Genomic DNA, 23,480 nt, shown 5'->3' with positions numbered 1-23,480 from the left:
CCTGTTTATGCTGAATTTAAATTAGAGTCCTGCCAAGCAAAGTTCCCATGGGGAAACGAGCCCATCCCAGCAAAGTGCAATTCAGACCCTTCCAATTTTGTATGCGCAGCATCTCAAGTTGGTGCGTCGGCCCCATAGTAGCCGCAGGCCGGGCGCAGGGTTACCTCCCAAATCTTTCCGCAGCGCAGGCCGGCGTTTGTCCGCAGCTCCGCAGGAGCAGGACAAATGCCGGCCATGCGCGAGGACGATTTGGGAGGTAACCCTGCGCCCGGCCGGTGGGATCCCAAAGCCCGCCATGCTTCTTATGTGCAGCAAAGTTAATGCTGCTAAAATACAAAGCGCTCATGTAGTTTAAACGCACGACGATAAGGAGCACCAGTGGGTAACCACTTCCGTACCTCCGGTGCGGGCGATGATGCCCCCAAGACGCAGACGGGCGTCCAGGGCAGTCGTTTCGCCACTCCGGATTCAGAGGGCCAGCCTGTTGCTCAGGCCCCCGCTCAGCCGGCAGATCAGGCACAGCCGGCATCCGATCCCTTTGCCTACAATCCCACCAGCGATGTCGCGCTTTCCGGCACGGCGGGTTTTGAGCCCGTTCAGGCCGTGACCGCTCGCGTGGAGCAGCCTCAGGCTGGCGCCGCCACGCCGCAGCCTACCATGGCCGGCATTCCCGACCCCATGGCCCCTGCGACGCCGGTTCCTCAGCCTGCGCAGTCCGGTCTCTTTGCCGCTATTCCCGATCCCACGCAGCCTGCTGCCCCGGTGGTCGAGAGCGATCAGGCCGCCGAGGTCGCAAGCCTCGATAACGCGCTCAACAACCCCGATTTTACGTCGGTGTTTGCGCCCATCGATCCGCAAGCCAGCCGCAAGAAGATGGCCAAGCAGGCCGGTGTCGAGCCCGTCATCCTTATGGAGCATGTCACCAAGATCTATCCGGCACAGCCCAACAAGCCTGCACTCGACGACATCAACATCGAGATCTATCCGGGCGAGTTCGTCTTCCTGGTCGGTCATTCCGGCTCGGGTAAGACCACGCTGCTGTCGACGCTCAACCGCGACGTCAAGCCGACGAGCGGCCGCATCTTGGTTGCCGGTCAGGACCTCATGAAGATCAAGAACCGCAAGGTTCCGTTCCTGCGCCGCCAGATTGGCGCCGTGTTCCAGGACTTTAAGCTTCTGCCGCAAAAGACCGCCTACGAAAACGTGGCGTTTGCCCTGCAGTGCATCGGCAAGCCCAAGGGCGTCATTCGCAGCCAGGTGCCGGAGGTGCTGCGTCTGGTCGGTCTGGCCGATCAGATGGACTCGCTGCCCGACCAGCTTTCCGGTGGCGAGCAGCAGCGCGTCGCCGTCGCCCGCGCTATGGTCAACCGTCCGCCGCTGCTGATCTGCGACGAGCCCACGGGTAACCTCGACCCGGCGATCTCGCTGGGCATCATGAAGCTGCTCGAGCGTATTAACCGCACCGGCACCACCGTGATCGTCGCCACGCACGACCGCGAGATGGTCGATAGCATGCACCGTCGCGTGATCGCCCTCGAGGGCGGCCACGTTATCCGCGACCAGGAGAGGGGAGGTTACGGCAACTATGGCACCAACTAACGTGGGCTACTCCTTCAAAGAGGCAATCAGTCACTTCTTCCGTAACTGGACTACCTCGCTCGGCGCCGTCATCACGATCTTCCTTTCGCTGTTTATCATCGGCCTGTTCATCATGGGCTCCGCGATGCTGAACTCCGTGATCGGCACCGTCGAGGATCAGGTTGTCATCAACGCGTTCATTAGCGATGACGCCGATCAGGCCGATGTTCAGGCTTTTGAGGCCGAGCTTAAGACGTGGAATAACGTCAAGTCCGTGACCTATAAGGACAAGGACGACGCGCTGGCCGAGTATACGAGCAAGATGTCGGGCAACGCCGACGCCACCATGAGCGCGCTCGATGGCCAGAACCCGCTGCCGGCTTCGTTTGCAATTGAGATGGACGATCCGTCCAAGGTCGAGAGCACGGCAGAGAAGCTCAAGAAGAACACCGACTTCCAGAAGATCGCGGATGACGGCGACGTCAACGCGAGCGTGCTGTACGGCCAGGAGGAAGTGAGCCGCCTGTTCCAGGTGACCAACTACATCCGCATCGCCGCCGTGGTGCTCGTTGGCCTTCTGACCTTTATCGCATTCATCTTCATCAACAACACGATTCGCCTGTCCATCACGGCGCGTCGTCGTGAGATTGCGATTATGCGTCTGGTCGGCGCCAGCAACGGCTTCATTCGCGGCCCGTTTATCACCGAGGGCGTACTGCAGGCCATTTTGGGCTCGCTGCTTTCCATCGGCGTTCTGGAGCTGCTGCGCAATCTGATGATTCCGCGTTTGCAGGAGAGCATCGGCTGGATGTCGTTTGCCCTGCCGATGCAGTACTACCTGGTGACCTATGCTGCGCTGATTCTGGTCGGTGTGATTATCGGTCTCTTTGGTTCTGCCATAGCCATGCGCCGCTACCTGCGCGTGTAGGCATGCCTGGAATTCATCCCTTCCAACGGGTCGTCTCTTATGGGGCGGCCCGTTTTTTGATCCCAAGGGAACGGCAGGAAAGCGAATCATTTGGGTAGACTCTTTGGAGTTCGTCATCGATAGCAAGGAGGCGCCATGGGGCGCAATAACAAGCATAAGCGCGGTGCCCGCAATAAGCGTGGGCCGGTGCGCAGCGAACGCCGTCCGAGCCTGACCGGGCGCGTGCAGCTCCATGAGCATGGCGCCTATGTCATAACCGAGAGCGGCGACTACAAGGTTATGGGCCGCGGTAAGCGCGAGATCATGGATGGCGATACCGTTGCCGTGAGCATTAAGAACAGCCCGCACGGTGAGCGGCGCGCCGTGATCGAGGGCGTGGTTGAGCGCGCAGCCATAAGCGTGGTGGGTACGTACCAGGCCGCTGGTCCGCTCGGTGTGATCGAGCCGCTCGATTCGCGCCTGAAGGCCGACTTCTTCATTCTGCCCGAGGATACCTCGGCGGATCGTCTGGGCGTCCACCCGGGTGATGCCGTTGTCGCGCGCATTTTGACCTACCCGACGCGCCTGGAATCGGGCACCGTGACGATCGAACGCCGCATTGGCGGAGATGACGCGCCCGATTTGGGCGTTCAATACGTGATGGCGCGTTACGGCTATACCGATAGCTATCCCGAGGCCGCGCTGGACGAGGCCGAGGGACTTTCGCTCGATGTGTCCGCGGCGCTTAAGGACCCGCTCCGCCGCGATCTGCGCGACCGCTTTGTCATCACGATCGACCCGGTCGACGCGCGCGACTTTGACGATGCCATTTCGCTTGAGCGCACGCCCGAGGGTGGCTACAAGCTGGGTGTGCATATCGCTGACGTTTCTCACTATGTGGCTTGGGACGGGCATATCGATCTTGAGGCTCGCCATCGTACGACATCGGTGTATCTGGCCGATCGCGTGCTTCCCATGCTGCCCGAACGCCTGTCCTGTGACCTGTGTTCGCTTCGCCCTGACGAGGACCGTCTTGCGTTTACCGTTGACATTGAACTCGATGCGCAGGGTCGCGTGCGGCATTACGATCCGTACCCCAGCGTGATTCGCTCGCGTGTGCGTATGGACTATGACGGCGCCGAGGCGCTGCTGGTGCGTGCCGGCGCGGTGGAGTATGGGGTGCTGGAGGGTGCGGCCGAGGATGTTGCGGCTGCTGAGGCCTCGCGCGAGGAGGCGCTTGAGCGCGGTCTTGCGTGCGAGGAAACTGCTCGCGGCTATAACGTCGACCTCGGCGATTTCCTTGTCGCCGCCAACGAACTCGCCGAACTTCGCCGTCGTATTCGTCGTGCCCGCGGCTCAGTCGATTTTGACACGGCCGAGATTCGCGCTCTATTGGATGAGGACGGAGTACCCGTGCAGATTGTGGCGCGCGAGCGTTCGTGTGCCACGTCGCTTATCGAGGAAGCCATGCTACTCGCCAACGAGTGCGTTGCAGAGTGGCTGGCAGACCGTGATATCGAGGCCTGCTATCGCGTGCATGAGGATCCGAGCCCCGATAGCCTGCACGGTGCCGCCGTTGCGCTGGCGCAGCTGGGCATCATCGACGATCGCCGTGCTGCCGGTATCGCCCTGGGGAGTCCCGATGAGCTACAGGCTGCAGTTGATGCTGCCGCCGGTACGGCCAACGCACCGCTCGTCAACACGCTGCTTCTGCGCAGCATGCAGCGCGCACTGTACAAGCCGCGCAACGAGGGCCACTTTGCGCTCGCCGCGCCGTGCTACTGTCACTTTACGAGTCCCATCCGTCGCTACCCCGATCTGGTGGTGCACCGCGTGCTCAAACTGCAGTTGGCCTATGAGCAGCTCGGCGGCAAGGACGCCCTGGTCCGTACACCGCGGCTGATCGGCAAGGGGCGCGAGTCGCTGCCGCGCATTCTGCCGCAGATCTGCCGCGCATGCAGCGATGCCGAGCGCGCGGCAGATGCCGCTAGCCATGCGACGCAAAAGATCAAGATTGCCCAGTACTATGAGGATCGCCTGGGCGAGCGCTATGCCGGAACGGTCTCATGGGTCAGCAGCATGGGCCTCTTTGTGCGCTTGGACCTGACGCAGGTCGAAGGCTTGGTTTCGATCAAGAGTCTGGGCAACGAGTGGTTCGAGTTCGACGAGGATGCGCTTACGCTGACGGGCGCCGACACGGGGACTCGCTATGAACTGGGCCAGCGCGTGATTATCGAGGTTTCGCGCGTCAATACCACGCGTGGGCACTTGGACTTTAAGCTTATCCATTAGCCAAATCTCGACTCATGGCGGGAGAGCGGAGGGCGGTCTTTCGGGGCCGCCCTCCGCATTTGGATCATAGCTACCTTGCCGTCCGCTCGGCCGCCCGCTTACCTGCTATTCGAGAGGTAAAACCTACCAAAATAAACCTGTCCCTTTTTGGCAGGTTTACAAGAAAGCGGGGATGAGATGGCGACGGTGTATGGTTATGCGCGGGTGAGTTCGCGCGATCAGAATCTAAATCGGCAGCTGGATGCGCTGGGCGCCTATGGCGTGGGCTCGGCGAATATTTATGCCGACCATGCGAGCGGCAAGGACTTCGATCGCCCGCGGTATCGCGAGCTGCTGCACATCCTGGGAGACGGGGACGTGCTGGTGGTGCTTTCTATCGACCGGCTTGGCCGTAATTACTCCGAGATTCTTGAGGAATGGCGATGCATTACCAAGGAGCTCGGGGTTGCCATTGTGGTGTTGGACATGCCATTGCTTGACACGCGCGCCAGGGCCAGCGGCGCGCCGGATGTGACCAATACCCTGATTGCCGATATTGTGCTACAACTGCTGAGCTACGTGGCGCAGGTGGAGCGCGAGAATATTCATCGGCGCCAGGCGGAGGGGATTGCAGCGGCGCGGGCGCGAGGGGTCCGTTTCGGTCGACCTCGCAAGCCGTGCCCTCCTCAGTTTGAGCTGGTGCGCGATAGCTATGAGGCGGGCGATATTACCCGCAGCCAGGCGGCAAAGTGCCTGGGCGTGTGCGTGGGGACGTTCGATCGCTGGATGCGCGAGGCGGGGTAGGGGTTTGCGTCGCTTTGTCGCTTCCTGTTGCGATTCAAATTTTGATACGGTGACGATGCCATTTGGGGCTACACTCGCTGATATTCAAAAAAGGAGGTAGGCCCTTGGCGCGCGTAAAACAAATAATCGGATGGACCGCGATCATTCTGTTCGCTGCAACGCTGGCGGGCATCTGGGTGCTGACGGAGCAAAATGCGGTGGAGACGTCGTTGCTGAGCGAGTCCACCGCGCGCGTGGTGGAGGGTCAGGCTACGGGCGTTCAGGCTGCCGATGTCGCGGGTGAAGCTCAGACCGAGAACGGGATGACCGGGGGCACCGATTCGGCTGCTTCGAATGTCCGGTCTGGCCGACTTGCTTCCATTCGCATGTGGGTGGGCACGAACGTCCGTCGCGTTGCCCATACCGTAGAGTTTTTCTTCGTCGGATTGTTCGCCTCGGTGGTCGTGGTTTGCTTTTCCAGGCGTCCTTGGAGCGTATGCTCCCGTTGCGTGCCCGTGTTGCTCTTTTGCGCCGTCTGCTCCGTTGGCGATCAGGTACATAAGATCTTTGTTCCCGGCAGGCATTTCGACGTTATCGATTTAGGATTCGATGCTGCGGGCTATGTCACCGCCATGCTGTTGGTATTGCTGGCAGCGGCGTTGGTGCGCTATGCGACTCGGCCGATCGGCGCCCATGCGAGGCGCTAGCCTTAAGACGAGACATCGCGACTGCCTATGCTTCGACATTGGCTACAATAACGGCTGCAATCGCGAGTGGTCGTCGATGTGCAGTTTTCCGGACACCTGTTTTCTCTAAGAAAGGAAATCCCATGACCGTACTGTTTGTTGAATATCCCAAGTGCTCGACCTGTAAGAAGGCCAAGGCATGGCTGGACGAACACGGGGTAGAGTATATCGACCGCGATATCGTTTTGGACAATCCCACGGCTGATGAGCTTGCGACCTGGATTGCTCGTTCGGGACTGCCGGTGCGGCGCTTCTTTAATTCGTCGGGCATGAAATATCGAGAGCTGGGCCTGAAGGCGCGTCTAGATGCGGGCATGACGGATCGGGAGTGCTACGAGCTGCTGGCGACCGACGGCATGCTGGTCAAGCGTCCGCTGTTGGTGGGCGACGACTTTGCGATTCCCGGCTTTAGGGAAGCAGCTTGGACCGAGGCGCTGCTGTAGCGGCTGCGGAAAGTGCGACCCGTTTTGAGCGCTCGGGGTGGGACGTGTTTTCCATCGGAGGGCTCGCTCGGCTCAATCCTTGAGCTGTGCCCATTCGTGCGGACCGTAGACCTTTACGTGCTTGTTGGGCTTGCCGCTCCAGTACTCCTCGTCCATAAAGGGCAGATATGCCTGAACACCGGGGCAGATAAAGGGAATCCGCTGCTGTTGCAGTCGCTCGCGTTGGCGCTGCTCCAGGTGCGCCTCGGATATGACAGTCGGCATACCGGACAGCTCGACGAGGCTTGCCTGGATTCGCTTAAGGTCGGGGAGTCCCGCGTGCCATGACATCCGCATGATCAAAAAGGATGCACGGCGGTATTTTGCCTGCATCACCGTGATGGCGGGGCGCAGGGTGGGATGGATTTTGTCCCGTTCGGGCCAAAGGTCAGCAGTGATCTCGAGGCCCAGGGTCTCCCATAGGTAATCAAGCTCTTCGTCCATGGCGCCTCGATATCTACGTGATCATTGATACTTCGATTGTGTTGCCTGGTGCTATCGTTTTCGCGGTAGAATCTGCCAACGGTTGACGGCTACCGCTCGCGGCGTTTTGCCCTTCGTGTGCAGCGGTCGACTTCACAGGTCCTTCACGTGTTGGCCGTATTTGACTGAATTTCAAAAAAGTCAAAATTGGGGCTTGCGTCACGGCCGGACTTCCCGTATATTTCTTTCTTGCGCAAAGGCACAGCCGAGCGCAGCGATGCAGTCATTGGGATGTCGTCTAATGGCAGGACAGCGGATTCTGGTTCCGTCAATGGGGGTTCGACTCCCTCCATCCCAGCCATTGCATTTGCTACATATGGCCCGTTCGTCTAGCGGTTTAGGACGCCGCCCTCTCAAGGCGGAGATCACCAGTTCGAATCTGGTACGGGCTACCAAAATTGAACGCCCGGGCCTCGTAAGAGACCCGGGTTTTGTGTATTGACCGATATTTAAGGCGCGCGTTGAGTCTGCCGCCCGGACCGAGGAGTTGTCATGGACCTGCCTATCAGCTTGGAAGACATCACGTATGCCGAGAACTATCTGGCGCAGGGCGACCTGGCTACGGCGACGCCGCTGCTTGAGCGTCTGGTGGAGCTCGCCGAGGAGTATATCGACGCTGAGTGCAAGACGGAGGAGAAGCGCCAGTACTTTAGCTTCGACAGCAAGTTTGAGCGCCTGGCCTATCGCCGTGTGGAGAAGGATCCGCGCGAGCTGGTGCAGGTCGAGGTTCCCTTTGACCGCCTGTACTCCGACATGGCGTTTGCCTACATTCGCCAGCAGGATTATGTGAGTGCTCGGAATGCCCTGATGCAGGCCGTGCGTTGGGATCCCATGAACTGCAACTATCGCTTGGACTTGGCCGAGCTGTTCCGCGCGCTCGAGGACAAGCAGGAGTGGGCATCGCTCTCGTTCTCGGTGCTGGAGCGCGCGAGCGACGGTAAGTGCGCCGCACGCGCCTACACCAACTTGGGTCAGTACTTCTTGGAGCCCGAGACCGAGAACATTTCGGCTGCCGTGGGCTGCGCGCGTCTGGCGCTGCGCCTGGCGCCCAACGATGCGCATACGACGCGCCTGCTCAACAAGATCCATACCACCTATCCGGATGCCGCGGACGAGAGTGACGACCATGTGATGGGTGAGCTCGCCCTGCAGGGCGTGCCGACCTCGCCTTCGGCCGAGATTGCCATCTGCCTGATCATGTGTGCGACCGATGCTGCAAGCGACGGCGACAAGCAGGAGGCTACGCGCCTGACGGTGTGTGCTCGCGATTTGGTGGGCGAGGAGGCCTGCGCGGCGATTATCAAACTGGTGCGCGAGAGCGATGCCGAGCTTAATGCCGAGCGCAGGGCAAAGCGCGAGGCTGCGGGCTCAAACGCCGATGGCGCCAAGGAGGCCGGCGATGCCCAGTAAGCGCGAGCGCAAGCTCATTTCCAAGAATCGCTCGGCACATCACGAGTACTTTATCGATGAGACGTTTGAGTGCGGTATTGAGCTGAGCGGTACCGAGGTCAAGTCGATTCGCGAGCGCGCGTGCCAGATTACCGATACCTTCGCACTGATTCGTGGTGGGGAGTGCTGGCTCGTCGGCCTGCATATCCACCCTTATAGCCATGGTGGCGTGTGGAATCGCGATCCCGACCGTCGGCGCCGTCTGCTGCTGCACCGCAAGGAGATCGACTTTCTTGACGGCAAACTTCGCAACCGCGGCTATGCGCTGGTGCCGCTGGAGCTCTACTTTAATACCGACGGCCGCGTAAAGCTGCTGCTGGGCCTAGGCCGCGGCAAGAAGCTTTACGACAAGCGCGAGGATATGGCCAAGCGCGATGTCCAGCGCGAGATCGACCGCGCCCTCAAGGAACGCAACCGCTGACCGTCCTTCATAAGTTGCGGTGGAATACGGACTGTTTTGCCTGTTTGAGGGGCTATTCAGTCCTTATTTCACCGCAACTGCGGGCGTCTCATCTTGCTTATACTGTTTTGACACATATGTCTCAAAGGTGGTGTCCGTTGTGGGCGCCGCCTTTTTTGTGGGTACATACATCCATGAGGTTCCAACCCGGGTTAGGGGAGTGATTGTTATGGACAAAACTGCGTTCTTTACCATGCCGAGCGGTCTGTACGTGGTGAGCGCCGCGGCAGACGGGCTGCGCGCCGGCTGCGTCATCAACACTGCGGTGCAGGTGACGTCCATGCCGCCGCGCATTTCGGTTGCCGTGAACAAGGACAACGTCACCTCGGGCGTCATCGCTTCGGCCAAAGCGTTCGCGCTGACCGTGATCGATCAGACCGCCGATATGCTCTACATCGGTAACTTTGGGTTCCGCACTAGCAGCGATTATGACAAGTTTGCCAAATACGAGACCCGCGAGACGGCTCTGGGCATGCCCTATGTGCCCGAGCACGCGGCGGCCCTGTTTAGCTGCCATTTGATCGACACTGTGGATGTTGGCACGCATCTACTGTTTATCGGCGAGGTCGAGGATGCCGAGCGCTTGAGTGACGAGACGCCGCTCACCTACGATTACTACCATAAGGTCCTGAAGGGCAAGACGCCTCCGAAGGCGTCCTCGTATCAAGGCTAGAAATGTTTTAAAAATACTTGCATTATATTATTGAGAATCTATACTGATAAATGAAGTACATCACCAGTCGCGTTTGAGAGGAGAACATCATGGCTGAGGAGAAGAAGACGTATAAGTTCGTGTGCGTCGTTTGCGGTTACGAGGTTGAGGTCGATACGCCCGAGCTGCCCGAGGACTACGTGTGCCCGGTCTGCGGCGTCGGTCCCGATCAGTTTGAGCTCGTCGAGGAGTAGCTCGCAGACACACGGCGAAAGCCGAACATAGCTCTGTTCAAGGGCCTCGGTCGAATTCTCGGTCGGGGCCCTTTTCCTCCGCCCCCAAGGGATCACGGTTGCTGTTGGCCGATCCTGTCTGTTGTGAGTCCGGCCGACCTTTTGTCTCAATCTGTAACATCTAACGGTGGAAATTGGGCCCACTTGTTACATATCGAGACAAACCAAAACCGTCCGGCAGCAGATCTCAATCTGTAACATCTAGACATCAAAAGCGGCTCTAGATGTTACAGATCGAGACGTTTGCCTAGATAGGTGCCCCGCCCCATTACATCCCTGTCAACAACACGACATCGAGAATCGTCACGACGGCACCAATCCCTACGAGCAGCGCGTTGAGCGGGCGCGAATTGGCGTATTTGCCCATGACGCGGGGTGAACTGGTGAGCCGTATGAGCACAAAGACCGTAATCGGTAGCTGAAGCGACAGCAGTGCCTGACTCCAGATGAGACCTTCAAAAGGATTTGGGACGACCAGGCACGCCGTCACTGCGCCGACGAAACAGGCCGCCACCCCGATCGAGGAATGTCGGTCGTGGATATCGTATTCCTCGTCGAACATGCCCGCAGTGATGGTCCCCGCCGCCATGCCCGCTGTCACGCTGCTCGATAGTCCCGCGAACAGCAGCGCTACCGCAAAGATGGTCGAGCTCGCCGGGCCCAGAATGGGGGAGAGCGTGGCCGCTGCGACGGCGAGGTCGTCTACGACCATGCCGTGCGCAAAGAAGGTCGTTGCGGCCAGGATGACCATGGCCGAGTTGATTGCCCAGCCCACGCCCATCGAAAAGAGCGTGTCGAAGAGCTCGTAGCGCAGACGCTCTTCGATAACCTGCTCGCCTTGGCCTTCGAAGTGCATGGATTGGATGACCTCGGAGTGCAGAAAAAGGTTGTGTGGCATAACGACCGCACCCAGGACACTCACGATAATCGCGGCAGAGCCAGTGGGCATACTGGGCGTGATCCAGCTTGCGGCGGCTTGCGGCCAGTCGACCTTGACTAGTGCAAGCTCGGCCAAAAACGAGAGTCCTACCACGCCTACGAAGGCGATGATCCAGCGTTCGGCTCGCTTGTAGGAGTTCGTCATGAGCATCGCCATCGATACTGCCGCCACGATGACGCAGCCCGCACGCACGGGCAGCCCAAAGAGCATTTGAAGGGCAATCGCGCCGCCCAGGACTTCGGCCATGGCGGTGGCGATGGTCGCGAGATAGGCGCTGCCGAGCACCGCGCGTCCCACGATGCGGGGGAGAAAGCGGGTCGTGGCCTCGGCAAGGCAGGCGCCCGTGGCGATGCCCAAGTGCGCCGCGTTGTGCTGCAGCACGATGAGCATAATCGTGGACAGCGTGACGATCCACAGCAGCGCGTAGCCAAACTGCGAGCCCGCGGCCATATTGGAGGCCCAGTTGCCCGGGTCGATAAAGCCGACGGTCACGAGCAGCCCGGGGCCGATATGCCGCGCAATGTCTAGGCCTCCGTGACCACCGGTGCGTCGGGAGCCAAAGTGTTGTTTGAGATGGTTGAGCATGGTGCGCTCCTGCGTATGGGCGGCGTGACGTCGCATCTGGGTCGTGCGGCGCCACGCGTCGGATTTGGGTTGGGGCTACTTGTGCGCTTTGCCCTGATTGGCCACGGCGTCGATCTTGGCGGCGATGGTCGCCGGGTCGCCGACGTGGCGCTTGTCGAGGACATTGAAATCGGTATCGAAGGTGTAGACGAGCGGCACGCCGGTGGGGATGTTGACCTTGAGGATCTCCTCGGGCGTGAGGTGCTCGAGCTTCATGACGAGTGAGCGCAGGGAGTTGCCGTGTGCGGCGATGAGTACGCGCTTGCCGGCGAGCATCTGGGGGCGAATCTCGTCTTCGAAATAGGGCCAGGCGCGGGCGATCGTGTCCTTGAGGCATTCGGTATAGGGCAGCTGATCGGGCGCGACATCACGGTATTGCTCCTGGGTGTGGGGATCGCGCGCGTCGTTCGGCTCGAGTGCCGGCGGGCAGATATCGAAGGAGCGGCGCCAGATGAGCACCTGCTCGTCGCCGTGCTCCGCCGCGGCATCGGCCTTGTTGAGACCCTGCAACGCTCCGTAGTGGCGCTCGTTGAGCTTCCAGGATTTGATGACGGGCAGCCACTCGCGATCCATTTGGCCGAGCACGATGTTGAGGGTGTGGATCGCGCGCTTGAGGCGCGAAGTGTAGCAGACGTCAAAGTCGAAACCGGCTTCTTTGAGGGCTCGACCGCCTGCTGCGGCTTCTTCGCGGCCCGTGTCGGTGAGCTCAACATCGGTCCAGCCGGTGAACAGGTTGAGCTTGTTCCACTCGGACTCTCCGTGACGGATGAGGACGAGTTGCATCGTCTGCTGGTCTGCTTGGTGCGCCATAGGGGCCTCCTTGATCTGGCACGGTGTGCGTGCCGTTTGCTTGACGCCGCAAAGGATACCCGTTTTAAGCTTAAAAGTTAACCAAGACTAACAAAATTGTTGTATTTGAATGGGATGGTGAAAGGGGGCTGCCGAAATGTCTCGATCTGTAACAACGAGGGATGGAAATTGGGCCTAGGTGTTACAGATCGAGACAGGAAGAAATGGTCCTATGGAATGTCTCGATCTGTAACAGTTTGCCGCCAAAACCGGCCCTTTGTGTTACAGATCGAGACATTCGGAACTGTCTCTCGAAAACATCTCAATCTGTAACAGTTAGTCGTCGTAATTGGGCCTTCGTGTTACAGATTGAGATGTTTGAAGTGGTGAGCTAACAGGCCGAACTTGGGGCCTATGTTGTCGCCCTTGAGGTCGGCGGTGTCCACTCGTAGGGCGTGCGTTACGCGATTGTTTCGAAACGGGTGGGAAACACAACGGGTCGGCGATGCTCCTACTATGCCTATTCAACTGACTGTCTAAATATCTAGGGGAGGATCGCGATGCAGGCAGATTCCGCTCAACAGCAGGGCCTTTATCGCCCCGAATTCGACCACGATGCATGTGGCATCGGCGCACTTGCCGATATCAACGGTGAGCGCCATCACCAGATTCTGGACGACGCGCTGTCCATTCTGGTCAACTTGGAGCACCGCGGCGGCACGGGACTCGAGAAGAACACCGGCGACGGTGCCGGTATCCTGTTCCAGGTTCCGCATCACTTTTTTCGCAAAGAGGCTCAAAAGTGCGGCCAGATTCTGCCGGCAGAGGGCGACTATGGCGTGGCCATGCTGTTCTTTCCGCAGGACGACAAGGGCGTAGAGGATGCCCGTCGCGTGTTTGAGGAGGGCTGCGCCGAGGCCGGCGTGCCGCTGCTCTTTTGGCGCGAGGTGCCCGTCGACCCGCACGACCTGGGCGAGACGGCACGCGCCTGCATGCCCACCATTCTGCAAGCCTTTCTGGGCCGCCCCGACGATACGCCGGCGGGTGACGCCTTCGAGCGCCGCCTGTACGTGTGCCGTCGCACTATCGAGAAGAAGGCCGATGCCGAGTTTGCCCTGCGCGACAAGATCTTCTACGTCTGCTCCATGAGCTCGCGCACTATCGTGTACAAGGGCATGCTCGTCGCCACGCAGATGCGCCGCTTCTTCATCGATCTCAACGACGCCGCTGTCAAGACGGCCGTTGCGCTCGTCCACTCGCGCTACTCCACCAACACCACGCCCAGCTGGGAGCGTGCGCACCCCAACCGTTTTATCATCCACAACGGCGAGATCAACACCCTCAAGGGCAACGTCAACTGGATTCGCGCCCGCGAGCCCAACCTGTACAGCCCCGTGCTGCAGCACGATCTTGAGCGCGTGATGCCCATCATCAACCGCGAGGGTTCCGACTCGGCGATTTTGGACAACGTGCTCGAGTTTTTGGTTATGAACGGTCGCCCGCTTACGCGCGCTGCGTCCATGCTGCTGCCTGAGCCGTGGGACCACAACGACAGTCTGAGCGAGGAGCGCCGCGCCTACGACGCCTACCAGTCCATGCTCATGGAGCCCTGGGACGGCCCGGCGGCCATCGCCTTTACCGACGGTCGCACGCTGGGCGCCGCCCTCGACCGCAACGGCTTGCGCCCCGCCCGCTACTACGTGACGCGCGATGGCCGCTTTATGCTGGCAAGCGAGGTGGGCACCATCGAGGTGAGCCCCGAGAACATCCTGACGAGCGGCTGCCTGGGACCGGGCCAGATGCTCGAGGTCGATTTTGCCCGCGGCCGCGTGATCTACAACGACGAGCTGCGCGCCCGCTATGCCAAGGAGAAGCCCTACCGCGACTGGATTGCCGAGGAGACACTGACCGTCGACGCGCTCGATGAGCCCGCCGCGCCCGCGCCCGCCGAGGATGCCGAGGTGCCCGCCGCCGTGCGCATGGCCAAGCTCGGCTATCACTGGGATGATGTTGACGAGGTCGTGCGCCCCATGGCCCAGCAGGGCAAGGCCCCGCTCGCCTCGATGGGTATCGATGCGCCGTTGGCCTGCCTGTCCAAGAAGACGCGTTCGTTCTTTGACTACTTCTATCAGCTGTTCGCTCAGGTCACGAATCCTCCGATCGATGCCCTGCGCGAGCACATGGTGACTTCGACCACGCTCTACCTGGGCAACCACGGCAACCTGCTCGAGGATTCCCGCACGGCCTGTCAGCTGGTGCGCTTGGAGCGCCCATTGCTCAACGAGGAAGAGTTCGAGCATATCTGTGCCATCGACCGTGTTGGCTTTAAGACCCGTCGTTTCCGTGCCGTCTACCGCCGCGATGCCGGCGAGGGCGCGCTGCAGGCTGCGCTCAAACAGCTTGCCGAGGACGTTGAGGCTGCGGTCCGCGACGGCGTGAACATTGTGGTGTTGAGCGATCGTGCCGCTGCGGGCGAGGTGCCCGTGCCGTCGCTGCTCGCCGTGGGCTGCGTGCACAACCACCTGATCCGCGCCGGCGTTCGTACTTTTGCCGACATCGTGGTGGAGTGCGGTGACGCCGTGTCCCCGCACGACTTTGCGGCACTGGTGGGCTACTCCGCGAGCGGCATCTATCCGTACAACGCACATGCGTGCATCCGCGATCTGGCGGCACGCGGCGACCTGGACGTGACGGCCGAGCAGGGCATCGCCAACTACAACAAGGCTGCGACCGCCGGCATCGTCTCCATCATGTCCAAGATGGGCATCTCCACGGTGCAGAGCTACCATTCGGCGCAGATCTTCGAAGCCGTGGGCTTTACGCCGGAGTTCGTCAACGCGTACTTTGCCGGCACGGTGAGCCGTGTGGGCGGTATGGGTGTCGAGGACGTTGAACGCGAGCAAAACGAGCGCTACGACGCCGCGCTCGCTATCCTTAAGAGCCCGGCTCCCGATCAGCTGCCCACGCTGGGCCTGACCAAGTGGCGCCCGCTCGGCGGCGAGGAACACCTCATCGACCCCCAGACCGTCTACCTGCTGCAGACCGCCTGCCGTGAGGACAGCTACGACACCTTTAAGGAGTACAGCGCCCGCCTGCACCGCACCGGCCGTACCGTGCGTCTGCGCGACTTGCTCGACTTTGATGCCAGCGGCCGCACGCCGGTTTCGCTCGACGAGGTCGAGTCCGCGCTCAACATCGTCCGCCGCTTTAACACCGGCGCCATGTCGTACGGCTCCATCAGCAAGGAAGCACACGAGTGCATGGCCATCGCCATGAACCGCCTGCACGGCCGTTCCAACTCGGGCGAGGGCGGTGAGGATCCGCGTCGCGAGACCCCGCTGGCTAACGGTGACTCCAAGAACTCCGCGATCAAGCAGGTGGCAAGTGCGCGCTTTGGCGTGACGAGCCGCTACCTGTGCAGCGCCTTCGAGATTCAGATCAAGATGGCCCAGGGCGCCAAGCCCGGCGAGGGTGGCCACCTGCCCGGCAAGAAGGTCTACCCCTGGATTGCCGAGGTCCGTCAGTCCACGCCCGGCATCGGCCTGATCTCGCCTCCGCCGCATCACGACATCTACTCCATTGAGGACCTGGCCGAGCTGATCTTCGACCTTAAGAACGCCAACCCCGGTGCGCGCGTGTCGGTCAAGCTGGTCAGCGAGGCTGGTGTCGGCACCATCGCCACTGGTGTTGCCAAGGGTGCTGCCGACAAGATTTTGATCAGCGGCCACAATGGCGGCTCGGGTGCCGCTGCGCGCGATTCGATCTGGCACGCCGGTCTGCCGCTGGAGCTTGGCCTTGCCGAGGCTCAGCAGACGCTGCTGCAAAACGGCCTGCGCTCGCGCGTGGTGCTCGAGGCCGACGGCAAGCTCATGGACGGCACCGATGTTGCTGTCGCCTGCCTGTTGGGCGCCGAGGAGTTTGGCTTTGCGACCATGCCGCTCATCTCGATGGGCTGCCTCATGCAGCGCGACTGCCAGCAGGATACCTGCCCCGCCGGCATCGCTACGCAAAACTGCCGCCTGCGTCGCGGCTTCCGCGGCAAGCCAGAGCACGTCGAGCACTTTATGCTCTTTGTTGCCGAGCAACTGCGCGAGGTCATGGCGAGCCTGGGCTTCCGCACCGTCGACGAGATGGTCGGCCATCCCGAGTGCTTGCGCCAGATCGAGGTCCCGGGGAACCGCAAGGCTAACCTGCTGGATCTGTCGCCCGTGCTGGCGAGCGCGACCTGTGAGTTTGGTGCCCATATTCCGGGTGCCGACGGTCGTCACTTCCTGCCGCAGATGGCTGCCGACAGCGAGCTCGACAAGACGCTCGACTCCACGTTGTTTGTGCCCTATACGGCCGATGCCCGTGCGCACCTGCGTCCGATACGCTTCCGCGCCGATATCGCCAACGTCAACCGCTGCGTCGGCACCATCTTGGGCAACGCGGTGACCAAGGCGCATCCCGAGGGCCTGCCCGCCGGCTCCATTACCATCGATTGCGATGGTTCAGCCGGTCAGAGTTTTGGCGCGTTCCTGCCGCGCGGCATTACGCTCAACGTGTGCGGCGACGCCAACGACTACTTTGGCAAGGGCCTTTCGGGCGGCGAGGTGTCGGTGCGCCCCAATCCGCATGCGACCTACAAGTTCGACGAGAACATCATCGTGGGCAACGTTGCGTTCTTTGGCGCCACGAGCGGCCGTGGCTTCATCAACGGCCTGGCCGGCCAGCGCTTTGGCGTACGCAACTCCGGTGCCACCGTGGTGGTCGAGGGTTGCGGCAACCACGGTTGCGAGTACATGACGGGTGGCCTGGCGCTCATCCTGGGCGAGGTCGGGCAGAACTTCGCTGCCGGCATGACGGGTGGCGTGGCTTATGTTTTTGACCAGTACGGCACGCTCGATGCCCGCGTGAACCACGAGAGCGTTGAGCTCAAGGCCCCGACTGCCGGCGAGCTGGCGCAGATTCGCGAGCTCATCCAGGAGCACGTGGACGCGACGCAGAGCCCGCGCGGCATCAAGCTGCTCTACAGCTTTGAGACGATGAGCAAGCACTTTGTGAAGGTCATTCCGACCGAGTACGAGCGTGTGCTGGCGATTGTCGCTGCGAGCGAGGCTGCCGGTAAGACGCATGCGCAGGCAGAGGAGCTGGCGTTTGACATTGTGACCGGTCGCGCGAGCGCCGCGGATGTCGCTCGCTTCGATATTGCGGGCGGTGCTGCGGGTGCTGCGTCCGTGGCTGCCAGCCCTGTTGCTTCGACCAAGAAGGAGGCGTAAGTGCCATGGATAAGCCCGGTGCTTTTCTTGATATCGATCGCGTGACCCACGAGCTGCGTCCCGTGGAGGAGCGCAGTCATGATTTTGATCCCCTGTATGTGGAGCTCGATGACGACGCACGTCGCGCCCAGGCGAGCCGCTGCATGATGTGCGGCGTGGCGTTTTGCCAGATGGGCGCGAGCTTTGGCAAGGCACGTCCGAGCGGCTGCCCGCTGCACAACTTGATTCCCGAGTGGAACGAGCTGGTGTACCGCGGCCGCTGGGTTGAGGCTGCCGAGCGCCTGTCGCTCACCTCGCCCATGCCTGAGTTCACGAGCCGCGTGTGCCCGGCACTGTGCGAGGCCGCGTGCAACCTGGGCTCGGTCGACGGCCAACCCACGACGATTCACGATAACGAGCGTGCGATCAGCGACCATGAGTGGGCCAACGGCGGCCCACGTCGCTTTGAGCCGGCAGGGGAGGACGCGCCCTCGGTCGCCGTGGTTGGTTCCGGCCCGGCTGGCCTGGTGGCAGCATGGGAGCTTGCACGTCGCGGTGCCCGCGTGACGGTGTTTGAGCGCGACGACCGCCCCGGCGGCCTACTCATGTACGGCATTCCCAACATGAAGCTCGAGAAGTCTGTGGTTGAGCGTCGTGTGGCGCTCATGCGCGAGCTGGGTATTGTGTTCGAGCTGGGCGCCGACGTGAGCGATCCCAAGGTTACCGCCAGGCTCGACGACTTTGACGCCGCCGTGGTGGCTGCCGGCGCCCGTGCTCCGCGTGGACTTTCGGCTGCGAACATTGATGCCCCGGGCGTGGTGTATGCCGTGGACTACCTGACGGCTTCGACCGTCTCGGTGCTCGATGGCGGCAAGCCCGCGGTGAACGCACGCGGCCTGGACGTCGTGGTCATTGGCGGTGGCGATACCGGCAACGACTGCGTGGGTACCGCGGTGCGTCAGGGCGCGCGCAGCGTGCGCCAGTTTGAGTTCTTGCCGGCTGCGCCCGATAAGCGCGCGGCGAGCAACCCCTGGCCGCAGTGGCCCAACGTTAAGAAGACCGACTACGGCCAGCAGGAGGCTATCGCTGCGATGGGTGGTGAGATGCGTGCCTGGGGCGTGGATACGCTCGAGGTGCTGTTGGACAAGAAGGGTGCGGCTGCGGGTCTGCGCGTGGTCGATCTGGACTGGTCGGCGGGAAAGCCCGAGCGCATCGCGGGCTCCGAGCACGAGGTGCCGGCGCAGCTGGTGCTCATTGCCTGCGGCTTTACGGGTCCGGAGCACGGCGTGTTCGATGCGGTGAGCGTGCCTGTTGCCATCGCTGGTCGTCCGCTGCCGGTGATGGCTGCCGAGGGCTCGCATCTCGCGGCTCGCACGGAGGGCGTCGCCGCGGATGCCGCGCCGGTGTATGTTGCCGGTGACGCTCGCAACGGCAGCTCGCTCGTGGTGAACGCTATGGCCGACGCCTTGGCCTGCGCTGCCGAAGTCGCCGACGCGCTGGCGCTGTAAGGCTGCTGCCCACAGCTGAATCGTCAAGGGCTGTCCCCAACGGCCGGCACAAAAGGAACGTCCCTAAGTGCCGCCTAAGTGCCGGCAGTTAGGGACGTTCCTTTTCTGTCGGCACTCGGGGACACTCCTTGCGGATTTGCGAGCAGTTTGCTCGTTTGTCGACGTACGGATGTTCATTTGTCGACTTCTCGGGCTGTGGTCACCTGTTGTTTCTGTGGTGGCTGCGGGCATCTGGCTCAAAAGGGCGGGTTGGCCGTCTATGTCTACCTGCGGTTTTGTTGCGGTGCGCATTTTCGATCAAGCTTTTCGTCAAGTGTTTGGTCAGTATCTGGTTTGCAGTCGGAGGCCTATTTTGCCCGCGCTGGTCGTGGCTGCCCACCTTCCTCGTAAGCTCAAATTGAGGTCCATCAGTTTGAGGAGGATGCCATGACTGACCACGCTTTTGACAGAGCAGAGCTAGCCGAAGCCGTCGGCAACGATATTGCCGACATGGCCCATTTTTGGATGCTGCGGAAGTTCCAGTTTTTGGAGCCGGCGCGCGAACAGTTCGAGATCATTGTCGACCCGTGGCTCAGCTATTGCACCGAGCCTTCGCAAAACGAAATCATGGCCTACAACATGGCATTTACCGATTGGCTGCTCTTCGAGCGCCCCTATCGCCATGGCAAGACGCTGCTCGAGCTGTATGTTGACGAGCCGCCGGCATCGCTTTCGCCTGCCTCGCTCAAGCGGCTCGAGCAGGTACGCGACACGCAGTATTTCTCGCGCTTTGGCATTTTGGACAAGGATCCTGCGAACGGCATGGTTGCGCTGAAGGACACACGCACCGATCATCGCTTTGATGTCTACGATCCGCATATCGTGCAGAAGGAGCACTGGAGTGACGGCGCGATTGCGGTGCGCCTCGCCTGCGTCGACGATGTCTGGCTTACGGCGGGACAGCTCTACCTGTATGACATCGCGCGGCTGAGCGATACGGCGGTCGATGGGCCGGGTGCGGTGCATCCGGAGGACCTGCAGGACGGCTTTGACACCTCGTGCATCAGCTTCTTCTTGCGTCTGGTCCGCGACATCATGGGCGCCCAGGGGCGGTACGTAAAGTCGCTCAACATCTACGAACAGGAATGGGAGTAGGGGATGGACGGTTGTCGCCTGCCTTGCCTTCTGCCTTTATGTCTCGATCTGTAACGTTTAGGGACAAAAAACCGGTCTACCTGTTACAGATCGAGACGAATACCTGGGCGCCGCTGGTTTGTCTAAATCTGTAACGTTTAGGGGCCTGGAGAACGTCTAACTGTTACAGATCAAGACGTTTATCAGCGGAGGCAACGGTGACAATGGTCCATTTGTCCGATGTGGTGGTGATGGAAGTGTCTAATACCGTTCTCAAACACAAGCATACGGCTCGCAACACGTTGGCGCGGAATAGGATGCTTGCCAGGCTCACGGAGGCGGCTGAACTAGGCGTGCTGCTTGTGACGCACGACAATGCCGAGCTCATGTGGCTGCGGCGCCATGTGGGAACCGACGATATCGCGGAGCCTGAGTCGCACCTGTTCTGTTTTCAGCATGATTGGGATGCGTTGACGCCGACGGAGCGAGCGCTGCGGACCATCAAAGGGCTTGCGGAGTTTCATCCCGATTGGGCGTTTTGGGGTTACGACGCGGCACTTTTGTGGGGTCTGGAGGTGCCAAATGATCTGCTTGGGCCGCGATTTCTTGTTAAGACAGGTTGCTCGGTGCCGCTGAGTGCAGGATGCCGGCTGTTGCGTCCGCAGGCGGCGGGTGCGCTTGAGCGCGTCGACGGCGTGCGAGTGACGCCGTTTTGGCGCACGGTGAAGGACTGTCTGCTGCGTGCGCCGTTTTCGTATGGTCTGGCGATCGCCGATTCTGCGCTGCGGGCGAAGGGCATATCGCGCGACGACCTCTGCGAACGGCTCCAGGCCGATTGCGAGGGCAGACGCGGATATCGCAGAGCTCAGGTGATTGCGTCGCATGCGGACGGGCTGTCCGAAAACGGTGGCGAGTCTCGGTTCCGGGCATTCTTTATTGCATACGGTTTTCCGGTGCCAGAGTTGCAGGTGGAGTTTCGTGACCCGCTTGATTCGAGCCAAGTGTTTCGCGTTGATTATTTCTGGAGGCTCGAGGACGGGACGTGCGTGATTGGCGAGCTCGATGGAAAGGGAAAGTATGCCTTACAGAACGACGAGGGTCGGGAGTCGGTCGACCCGTTCGTGGCAGAACGTCAGCGAGAGTCTCATCTGACGATGCTCGGACATAAGGTGCTGAGGTTTACGTTTGATGAGCTCAAGAATCCGGGGAAGCTGGCTGAAAAGATGAGACTGGCGGGCATTCCGCAGTGGGCCGATTTGGCTGAGCAGTGGAGGCGGCAGTGGTATGGGCGCTGAGGGGTGTAACTGACGCGGATGTGGTTGTTCCTGCCGAGTTTGTCTCGATCTGTAACAACAAGGGGCCGTTTGGCCTCGCAACTGTTACAGATCGAGACAGAAGGTTGGCTGCCGCTAAAATATCTCGATCTGTAACATCTAGAGGCCGAAAACCTGTCTACTTGTTACAGATTGAGACAAAGGTTGGACGCGGTGCCGAAAGATCTCGATCTGTAACATCTGGCTGCTAAAACCCGGTCTACCAGTTACAGATCTAGACATTTCCCGGATGTCGCTGGGATGGGACTGCAATGCATTCCGTTCTCCGTGTCTCATCCTTTCTCCGTTAACCGATATGTCCGCAGCAACCCTGCCGCACTGGGTGATAATGGACAAATGTTCAAGTTGCTCGTGAGGGAGGAGCTCGATATGGCATCTGCCGATCGTCCCACATTGTTTATCAATGCGACCGTTCTGGATGGTTCGGAGCATATGGAGCCGCAGCCCGATATGGCCGTGGTCGTCGAGCGTGGCATCATCACCTGGATGGGACCGAGCGCTGTGGCCCAAGCTCCAGCGGGGGCCGAGGTCATCGACCTGGCAGGGGCGTATCTCATGCCGGGCCTCATCAATATGCACGTGCATCTGTGCGGTTCGGGCAAGCCGGTCTCGGCGGGTGATGCGGGCGCGCTGATGAAGAAGCTCGACAATCCCGTGGGCCGCGCCATCGTTCGCCACATCCTCAAAGGCAGCGCCCAACAGCAGCTGGCAAGCGGCGTGACTACGGTGCGCGGTGCGGGTGACCCGCTGTTTGCCGACATCGCCGTGCGCGATGCTATCGATGCCGGCAAGTATCAGGGTCCGCGTCTGGTAGCGCCGGGAACGGGCGTTACAGTGCCGGGTGGCCACGGCGCGGGGCTGTTCGCGCAGGTCGCCAATACGCCCGACGAGGCGGCCGAACAGGTGCGCGACTTGTACGCTCGTGGTGCCGACGTCATCAAGTTGTTCGTGACGGGTGGCGTGTTCGACGCGACCGAAGTTGGCGAGCCGGGCGTGCTGCGCATGCCGATCGATGTTGCCGCGGCGGCGTGCAAGGCGGCGCACGAGGTGGGCCTGCCGGTTATGGCTCATGTCGAGAGCACCGAGGGCGTGAAGGCCGCGCTTGAGGCCGGGGTCGACACGATCGAGCACGGTGCCCCGATGACGCCCGAGATCCTGGAGCTGTATCGCGGCGCCGCGGGCACACAGCTCGAGGGACGCGCGCCGAGCGTGACCTGCACGATCAGCCCGGCGCTGCCGTTTGTATTGCTCGACCCGGAAAAGACCCATTCGACCGATACACAAAAGAAGAACGGCGACATCGTGTGCTCGGGCATCATCGAGAGCGCCCGTGCCGCGCTGGAAGCTGGCATTAAGGTGGGCCTGGGCACGGACTCAAGCTGCCCGTTCGTGACGCAGTACGACATGTGGCGTGAGGTGGCCTATTTTGCCAAGTATGTCGGTGTGAGCAACGCCTTCGCGCTGCATACGGCTACGCAAGTCAACGCCGAGCTGCTGGGGCTGGGCGGCGAGACCGGTACGATCGAGTGCGGCAAGGCCGCCGATATCCTGGTGACGCGCAAGAATCCGCTCGATGACCTGTGCACTCTGCGTGAGCCGACGCATGTGATGTGTCGCGGTGATTTGGTACGCAAGCTCAAGGTGAAGCGTATTCCCGAGGTGGACGCCGAGCTCGACGCGATTATGGCCATGCCTGCCGAGGCGTTGGCCGAGGAGCTTGCCCGCGACGGTGTGGCGTAGATGTGACAAAGGGGCAGCTCCGTTGCCGCATGCAAAAAGCTGAGGTCTCAACACGAGGCCTCGGCTTTTTTATCGAACAAATACTTAAGAT

Annotated in this window: 18 protein-coding genes and 2 tRNA genes; 17 read left to right on the top strand and 3 right to left on the bottom strand. The window is 61.0% G+C overall.

Going from position 1 to position 23,480, the window contains the following annotated elements; translation table 11 throughout:
• Window positions 1–378: 378 nt before the first annotated feature.
• The 6 genes from ftsE (at window position 379) to DW925_RS02290 (ending at window position 6,728) form a co-directional block, all read left to right on the top strand.
• On the top strand, window positions 379–1,599 hold the full coding sequence (ftsE, locus tag DW925_RS02315; RefSeq protein ID WP_117583023.1) for a cell division ATP-binding protein FtsE: 1,221 nt from the start codon (window positions 379–381) through the stop codon (window positions 1,597–1,599).
• A complete protein-coding gene (gene ftsX, locus DW925_RS02310; protein WP_117790266.1) occupies window positions 1,586–2,506 on the top strand; it encodes a permease-like cell division protein FtsX in 921 nt (306 codons plus the stop codon). The genes ftsE and ftsX overlap by 14 nt, the downstream gene beginning before the upstream one ends.
• A 135-nt stretch (window positions 2,507–2,641) precedes the next feature.
• Window positions 2,642–4,777 carry a ribonuclease R family protein gene (locus DW925_RS02305; RefSeq protein WP_117790265.1) on the top strand — a complete coding sequence of 712 codons (2,136 nt, stop codon included), beginning with the start codon at window positions 2,642–2,644 and terminating at the stop codon, window positions 4,775–4,777.
• Between the two features lie 177 nt (window positions 4,778–4,954).
• Window positions 4,955–5,560, top strand: coding sequence for a recombinase family protein (locus tag DW925_RS02300; protein WP_117790264.1), 606 nt, complete (start codon window positions 4,955–4,957; stop codon window positions 5,558–5,560).
• A gap of 104 nt (window positions 5,561–5,664) precedes the next feature.
• Entirely contained in the window at window positions 5,665–6,246 is a 582-nt protein-coding gene (locus DW925_RS02295; RefSeq protein WP_158551657.1) for a VanZ family protein, read from the top strand.
• 122 nt (window positions 6,247–6,368) lie between these two features.
• On the top strand, window positions 6,369–6,728 hold the full coding sequence (locus tag DW925_RS02290) for an arsenate reductase family protein (protein WP_117583016.1): 360 nt from the start codon (window positions 6,369–6,371) through the stop codon (window positions 6,726–6,728).
• Between the two features lie 72 nt (window positions 6,729–6,800).
• Here DW925_RS02290 and DW925_RS02285 read toward each other — a convergent pair whose 3' ends face one another.
• Window positions 6,801–7,211, bottom strand: a complete 411-nt coding sequence (locus tag DW925_RS02285) for a hypothetical protein (protein ID WP_117629499.1) — start codon at window positions 7,209–7,211, stop codon at window positions 6,801–6,803.
• Window positions 7,212–7,477: 266 nt separating this feature from the next.
• On the opposite strand from DW925_RS02285, the gene DW925_RS02280 reads away from it, so the two are divergent.
• From DW925_RS02280 to DW925_RS02255, 6 genes are all read left to right on the top strand, one after another.
• Window positions 7,478–7,551 (top strand) — tRNA-Gln (locus tag DW925_RS02280).
• A 17-nt stretch (window positions 7,552–7,568) separates the two neighbouring features.
• A tRNA-Glu gene (locus DW925_RS02275) sits at window positions 7,569–7,645 on the top strand.
• A gap of 97 nt (window positions 7,646–7,742) precedes the next feature.
• Window positions 7,743–8,660, top strand: a complete 918-nt coding sequence (locus DW925_RS02270) for a hypothetical protein (protein ID WP_117790263.1) — start codon at window positions 7,743–7,745, stop codon at window positions 8,658–8,660.
• Complete coding sequence (gene smpB, locus DW925_RS02265) at window positions 8,650–9,120, top strand: SsrA-binding protein SmpB (RefSeq protein WP_006235325.1); 471 nt, start codon at window positions 8,650–8,652, stop codon at window positions 9,118–9,120. The genes DW925_RS02270 and smpB overlap by 11 nt, the downstream gene beginning before the upstream one ends.
• A 208-nt stretch (window positions 9,121–9,328) precedes the next feature.
• On the top strand, window positions 9,329–9,832 hold the full coding sequence (locus DW925_RS02260; protein WP_055251877.1) for a flavin reductase family protein: 504 nt from the start codon (window positions 9,329–9,331) through the stop codon (window positions 9,830–9,832).
• 89 nt (window positions 9,833–9,921) lie between these two features.
• Window positions 9,922–10,065, top strand: a complete 144-nt coding sequence (locus tag DW925_RS02255; RefSeq protein WP_055251878.1) for a rubredoxin-like domain-containing protein — start codon at window positions 9,922–9,924, stop codon at window positions 10,063–10,065.
• A 307-nt stretch (window positions 10,066–10,372) separates the two neighbouring features.
• On the opposite strand, the gene DW925_RS02250 is transcribed toward DW925_RS02255, so the two are convergent.
• Together DW925_RS02250 and gpmA are read right to left on the bottom strand one after the other, a co-directional pair.
• Window positions 10,373–11,629 carry an Nramp family divalent metal transporter gene (locus DW925_RS02250; RefSeq protein WP_117790262.1) on the bottom strand — a complete coding sequence of 419 codons (1,257 nt, stop codon included), beginning with the start codon at window positions 11,627–11,629 and terminating at the stop codon, window positions 10,373–10,375.
• Window positions 11,630–11,704: 75 nt separating this feature from the next.
• Window positions 11,705–12,451: a 2,3-diphosphoglycerate-dependent phosphoglycerate mutase gene (gpmA, locus tag DW925_RS02245; protein WP_199577027.1), complete on the bottom strand. Its 747-nt coding sequence runs from the start codon at window positions 12,449–12,451 to the stop codon at window positions 11,705–11,707.
• Between the two features lie 566 nt (window positions 12,452–13,017).
• On the opposite strand from gpmA, the gene gltB reads away from it, so the two are divergent.
• The 5 genes from gltB (at window position 13,018) to DW925_RS02220 (ending at window position 23,389) form a co-directional block, all read left to right on the top strand.
• Window positions 13,018–17,715 (top strand): glutamate synthase large subunit, encoded by a 4,698-nt coding sequence (gene gltB / locus DW925_RS02240; RefSeq protein ID WP_117716909.1) that lies wholly within the window; start codon window positions 13,018–13,020, stop codon window positions 17,713–17,715.
• Between the two features lie 5 nt (window positions 17,716–17,720).
• Window positions 17,721–19,202, top strand: coding sequence for a glutamate synthase subunit beta (locus DW925_RS02235; RefSeq protein ID WP_117716908.1), 1,482 nt, complete (start codon window positions 17,721–17,723; stop codon window positions 19,200–19,202).
• 426 nt (window positions 19,203–19,628) lie between these two features.
• Window positions 19,629–20,336: a hypothetical protein gene (locus DW925_RS02230; RefSeq protein ID WP_117716907.1), complete on the top strand. Its 708-nt coding sequence runs from the start codon at window positions 19,629–19,631 to the stop codon at window positions 20,334–20,336.
• Window positions 20,337–20,548: 212 nt separating this feature from the next.
• Complete coding sequence (locus tag DW925_RS02225) at window positions 20,549–21,610, top strand: hypothetical protein (protein ID WP_147349508.1); 1,062 nt, start codon at window positions 20,549–20,551, stop codon at window positions 21,608–21,610.
• Window positions 21,611–22,018: 408 nt separating this feature from the next.
• On the top strand, window positions 22,019–23,389 hold the full coding sequence (locus tag DW925_RS02220; RefSeq protein WP_233509051.1) for an amidohydrolase family protein: 1,371 nt from the start codon (window positions 22,019–22,021) through the stop codon (window positions 23,387–23,389).
• The last annotated feature ends 91 nt before the right edge of the window (window positions 23,390–23,480 follow it).

The organism is Collinsella sp. AM43-1, assembly GCF_003467925.1.
In the GTDB taxonomy this organism is placed as follows: Bacteria; Actinomycetota; Coriobacteriia; order Coriobacteriales; family Coriobacteriaceae; genus Collinsella.
This window is presented reverse-complemented; position numbering and strand designations above follow the sequence as displayed.

Bases quoted from the DNA above. Each gene is read 5' to 3' on its own strand.
- ftsX (WP_117790266.1), top strand. From the start codon at position 1,586: ATGGCACCAACTAACGTGGGCTACTCCTTCAAAGAGGCAATCAGTCAC.
- DW925_RS02305 (WP_117790265.1), top strand. From the start codon at position 2,642: ATGGGGCGCAATAACAAGCATAAGCGCGGTGCCCGCAATAAGCGTGGG.
- DW925_RS02300 (WP_117790264.1), top strand. From the start codon at position 4,955: ATGGCGACGGTGTATGGTTATGCGCGGGTGAGTTCGCGCGATCAGAAT.
- DW925_RS02290 (WP_117583016.1), top strand. From the start codon at position 6,369: ATGACCGTACTGTTTGTTGAATATCCCAAGTGCTCGACCTGTAAGAAG.
- DW925_RS02285 (WP_117629499.1), bottom strand. From the start codon at position 7,211: ATGGACGAAGAGCTTGATTACCTATGGGAGACCCTGGGCCTCGAGATC.
- DW925_RS02270 (WP_117790263.1), top strand. From the start codon at position 7,743: ATGGACCTGCCTATCAGCTTGGAAGACATCACGTATGCCGAGAACTAT.
- smpB (WP_006235325.1), top strand. From the start codon at position 8,650: ATGCCCAGTAAGCGCGAGCGCAAGCTCATTTCCAAGAATCGCTCGGCA.
- DW925_RS02260 (WP_055251877.1), top strand. From the start codon at position 9,329: ATGGACAAAACTGCGTTCTTTACCATGCCGAGCGGTCTGTACGTGGTG.
- DW925_RS02255 (WP_055251878.1), top strand. From the start codon at position 9,922: ATGGCTGAGGAGAAGAAGACGTATAAGTTCGTGTGCGTCGTTTGCGGT.
- DW925_RS02250 (WP_117790262.1), bottom strand. From the start codon at position 11,629: ATGCTCAACCATCTCAAACAACACTTTGGCTCCCGACGCACCGGTGGT.
- gpmA (WP_199577027.1), bottom strand. From the start codon at position 12,451: ATGCAACTCGTCCTCATCCGTCACGGAGAGTCCGAGTGGAACAAGCTC.
- gltB (WP_117716909.1), top strand. From the start codon at position 13,018: ATGCAGGCAGATTCCGCTCAACAGCAGGGCCTTTATCGCCCCGAATTC.
- DW925_RS02235 (WP_117716908.1), top strand. From the start codon at position 17,721: ATGGATAAGCCCGGTGCTTTTCTTGATATCGATCGCGTGACCCACGAG.
- DW925_RS02230 (WP_117716907.1), top strand. From the start codon at position 19,629: ATGACTGACCACGCTTTTGACAGAGCAGAGCTAGCCGAAGCCGTCGGC.
- DW925_RS02220 (WP_233509051.1), top strand. From the start codon at position 22,019: ATGGCATCTGCCGATCGTCCCACATTGTTTATCAATGCGACCGTTCTG.